This window comes from Massilia sp. CT11-108, assembly GCF_047302915.1.
In the GTDB taxonomy this organism is placed as follows: domain Bacteria; phylum Pseudomonadota; class Gammaproteobacteria; order Burkholderiales; family Burkholderiaceae_D; genus Telluria; species Telluria orientalis.
The window spans coordinates 1-3,990 of record NZ_JBKYMO010000494.1 but is presented as its reverse complement, the minus strand read 5'-3'; the positions used below and the strand labels follow the sequence as shown (position 1 = coordinate 3,990).

The 3,990-nt window shown below is 64.5% G+C and carries 5 protein-coding genes; all 5 read left to right on the top strand.

Translation table 11 applies throughout. The features are described from left to right. The first annotated feature begins 170 nt into the window (after positions 1 to 170). The 5 genes from ACEN88_RS26080 (at position 171) to ACEN88_RS26060 (ending at position 3,691) form a co-directional block, all read left to right on the top strand. Entirely contained in the window at positions 171 to 680 is a 510-nt protein-coding gene (locus tag ACEN88_RS26080) for a TPM domain-containing protein (RefSeq protein WP_413344342.1), read from the top strand. A gap of 41 nt (positions 681 to 721) precedes the next feature. Then, positions 722 to 1,531, top strand: coding sequence for a TPM domain-containing protein (locus ACEN88_RS26075; protein WP_413344340.1), 810 nt, complete (start codon positions 722 to 724; stop codon positions 1,529 to 1,531). Positions 1,532 to 1,579: 48 nt separating this feature from the next. Beyond that, positions 1,580 to 2,359 carry an SDR family NAD(P)-dependent oxidoreductase gene (locus tag ACEN88_RS26070; RefSeq protein WP_413344338.1) on the top strand — a complete coding sequence of 260 codons (780 nt, stop codon included), beginning with the start codon at positions 1,580 to 1,582 and terminating at the stop codon, positions 2,357 to 2,359. Positions 2,360 to 2,893: 534 nt separating this feature from the next. After that, positions 2,894 to 3,217 (top strand): hypothetical protein, encoded by a 324-nt coding sequence (locus ACEN88_RS26065; RefSeq protein WP_413344337.1) that lies wholly within the window; start codon positions 2,894 to 2,896, stop codon positions 3,215 to 3,217. Between the two features lie 72 nt (positions 3,218 to 3,289). After that, positions 3,290 to 3,691 (top strand): VanZ family protein, encoded by a 402-nt coding sequence (locus ACEN88_RS26060; RefSeq protein ID WP_413344336.1) that lies wholly within the window; start codon positions 3,290 to 3,292, stop codon positions 3,689 to 3,691. The last annotated feature ends 299 nt before the right edge of the window (positions 3,692 to 3,990 follow it).

Genomic DNA, 3,990 nt, shown 5'->3' with positions numbered 1-3,990 from the left:
ACCCGCTTCATCCTCGGCAACATCCTCGCCAACGCGGCCCACCAGCACGACAACGACCGCTGGCGCGGCGGCGGCGGCTTTTCTGGCGGCTTTTCGGATGGCGGCGGCGGCGGCTTTTCGGGCGGTGGTGGCGGCAGCTTCGACGGCGGCGGCGCCTCGGGAGACTGGTGATGGAGGAACCGAACCGCCTGCGGCGCGCCCTGCGCCATCTACTCAGCACGCGCAACGAAGCCGAGCGCGCGTTCCCGCCGGAAGCCCTCACGGCGATCGCGGAAGCCATCACGGGGGGCGAACAGACGCATCGCGGCGAAGTGCGGCTGATCGTCGAAAAAGGCATGCCGCTGTCGCTCGCGTGGGCCGGCGTGACCACCCGCCAGCGCGCCATCGCCCTGTTCGCCGACTATGGCATCTGGGATACCGAAGACAATTGCGGAGTGTTGATCTACGTAAATCTTGCCGACCGGAAGGTCGATATCATTGCCGACCGGGGCATCGACCGCAAGATCGACGCGGCCACGTGGCAAGGCGTGTGCGACACGATGACGCGCGGCTTCGCCCGCGGCGAGTTCCACGCGGCGACCCTGGCCGCGATCGCCCAGGTGAACCAGCTGCTGCGCCAGCATTTCCCGTCCGGGGGTGCGCGGCCGAATGAATTGCCGGATCGGCCCGTGATGCTTTGATGACGTCGCGGCCCGTCGACGTCGTTGAACGAGGCCATGCGATGAATACTCTGCCGCGCTTGCTGTGGGTCTGGATGCTGCTACTCCTGCTGGCCTGTCACGCGCGCGCGCAAGCGCCGTTCAAACCTGTCCCGCCGCTGCGGACGCGCGTCACCGACGAGGTCGGCATGCTGACGCCGGATCAGCGCCAGCAACTGGAAAGCGCGCTGGCCTACTACGAAACGAAGACGGGCAGCCAGATCGCCGTGCTGATCGTGGCGTCCACCGAACCGGAAGCCATCGAGCAGTACGGCATCCGTGTCGCCGACGCGTGGAAGCCCGGGCGCGTCGGCATCGATGATGGCGTGCTGTTGATCGTCGCGAAGGACAATCCGAAGGCGTTGCGCCGGCTGCGCATCGAAGCCGGGCGTGGCGTGCAAGGCGTGCTCACGGACGCGCAATCGAAGCGCATCCTGCAAGACACGATCGCGCCGTATTTCCGCCAGCACGACTGGTATGGCGGCCTCCACGCGGGCGTGGGCGCCATCGCGTTGCTGCTCGACCAGGCGTCGTTCATGGCGCCGCGGCGGCACACCAGGTCGGAGATGGACGGTTACATCGTGCTGGCCTTCTTCGCCGTGGCTGGTCTCACTGTCATCATCGTGGCGTTCATCGCGATCCGTGCCGACAGGCGTTCCCGCCGCACATCGCGACCGGTCCGCCGCGCGCCACGCGACACGACATACGTCGACAGCGCCCCTGCCTTCGCCTTCGGCAGCAACGACAGCAGCAGCTCGGACAGCAGCAGCGACTTCTCCGGCGACGGCGGCAGCTTCGACGGCGGCGGCGCCTCCGGAGACTGGAGCGATTGACGGGGCCCGCTAGAATGGCGGCTTTTCATTGCAGCAGCGAGGACATCCATGAAACTCACCCGGAAAACCGCCATCGTCACCGGCGCCGGCCAGGGCATCGGCCTGGCGTGCGCCGAACGCCTCGTGCGCGAGGGCGCGCGCGTGATGCTCGTCGACGTGCGGCCCGAAGGCGCGGCCGCGGCCGAGGCGCTGGGCGACACTGCCCGCTTCTTCCAGGCGGACGTGAGCATCAAATCCGAAGTCGACGCGATGGTCGCCGCCACGCTGGCCGCGTTCGGCCACGTCGACATCCTCGTCAACAATGCCGGCGTCACGCATGCGGCCGATTTCCTCGACCTCGACGAGGAGGATTTCGACCGCGTCCTGCGCATCAACCTGAAGTCCATGTTCCTGTGCAGCCAGGCCGTCGCGCGCGGAATGGTCAAGCGCAACGATACGCAACAGCGCGGGTGCATCATCAACATGTCGAGCGTGAACGCGGAACTGACGATTCCAAACCAGATCCCGTACGTGGTGTCCAAGGGCGGCGTCAACCAGCTCACGCGCGTGATGGCCATCAGCCTGGCCCAGCACGGCATCCGCGTCAATGCGATCGGCCCGGGCACGATCCTGACGGAACTGGCGAAGCAGGCCGTGCTGGGCAGCCCGGAGGCGCGCCACACGATCCTGTCGCGCACGCCGCTGGGCCGCTGCGGCGAACCGGAAGAAATCGCCGCCATCGCCGCGTTCCTCGCCAGCGACGATGCGTCGTACATGACGGGCCAGACGTTGTATGCGGACGGTGGCCGCATGGCGCTGAACTACACGGTGCCCGTCAAGAATGAATAGCGAGCTGAACCATTATCACCCGGGGTAATACCAGGTATCCGAATTCATCATTGGACACATATATCGCACCGCAACATAATGGCACCTGTCTCCACTATTCTCCTCCAAGAAAATAGTTTGAAGCCCGCTAACAGCGGGCTTTTTTTTTATCGGCGTCACGCGACGTGACCGGTCCCATCCGAAAACGTTCCGGCACAAAGGGGCACACCCTTGATATGTGTCATCACCCTTTCACATTGTGTCTTTATACTGAGTTCATCTGCATACACGCAACCGATATGCGTGATCGCAGAAGGTGTGTCGCTCGCGGCACACCGCACCGGATTCTGCGTCTCTTGGCCCGATCTTGGGTTGTGCCCGTCCTCCGTTGGCGGGCATTTTTTTGTTCCGTATCCTTGTTGTTGTGTTCGCCACGCACTGCACAGTTCTTTCGTTGTCGTACTTGAACCATCTCAGGTTTCCGCTATGATGAAATTCGCGCCTCGCGATTTTTCCAGTCGCGTGGGGACAAGACTATTCCAAGGAGCCGGTCCAATGACTTTACCTGTACCTGAGACGATGTCGCCACCCCAGCAGCACCCCGAACCATCGCGCCGCCGCCATGCGGAACCGGAAGACTGCCTGGTTCTCAGCGAGCTCAATCCGCGGATGGTCATCGACCACCTCGACGATGAAGGGCAACCTCTTCACGTACTGACTTTCGGCAGCGTCCGGGAGATCTGTCCCAAATGCCAGAGCGGCCACTTGAAACTGGTCCTGCGCCAGTCCTCGGTGCGCGTGGCCCACCTGTTCTGCGCCGACTGCGCCAGCTGTTTCGACGCCCACTACCCGAACGGCGCGCCAGCCCTCACGATCTGAGGCCGGCACACGTGTCATGTGCACGTGCACAACGAGCATGGTAAGGTGAGCGTTTTTCCGAGCTGCCTTGCCATGACGATGCCTTTATTCGCCTTCCTGCAGAACCCGCGCGTGCGCCTGCTGTGCCTTGCCGGAGCCGTCCTGGTGTATGTGACAATCATTACGGTCGGCAACGTTCCAGGCGCCCGCGCCGATATCGCCGCCTACGCACCGGGAGCCGTCCTGCATTCGATCGCCTATGCCGTGCTGGCTGCGCTGTGGTTCAGCGGCAGCCGCGGCACGCCGCTCGCACGCGCCTGCAAGGCCGTGCTGGCGGTCGCGGCGATGGGCGCGGGCGACGAATACGTGCAAAGTTTCTTTCCCTACCGCGGCGCCAGCGTGCGCGACTGGGCCGTCGACGTCAGCGCCGCCATCGTGGTGGGCAGCGTGATGGCCCTGCTGGCAGCGCGCGCCACCGTCGACGCCGGACGCTGAGCCGGCGCGCCACGACTTTGACGTGGCTCATGTTCAACGACAGGCAGTTTGAACGCCGATACCGAACACGCCTCTTACCAAAGTGGCACGCGGCATCGTCACTCATCTAACCTGACACTATCCCATCAGAAGGAGTTGATCATGAAGCAAAAACACCAGAGCGTCTTCCTGGCGGGCTTGCTGGCGCTGGCAGTCGGGCTGTCCGCGTGCAGTTCCTGGCGCGGCGGCGGCATGGGCAGCAGCGGCAGCAGCGGCGGCGGCGAGACAGGCAGCAGCGGCACGGCCACGGGCACGTCGAC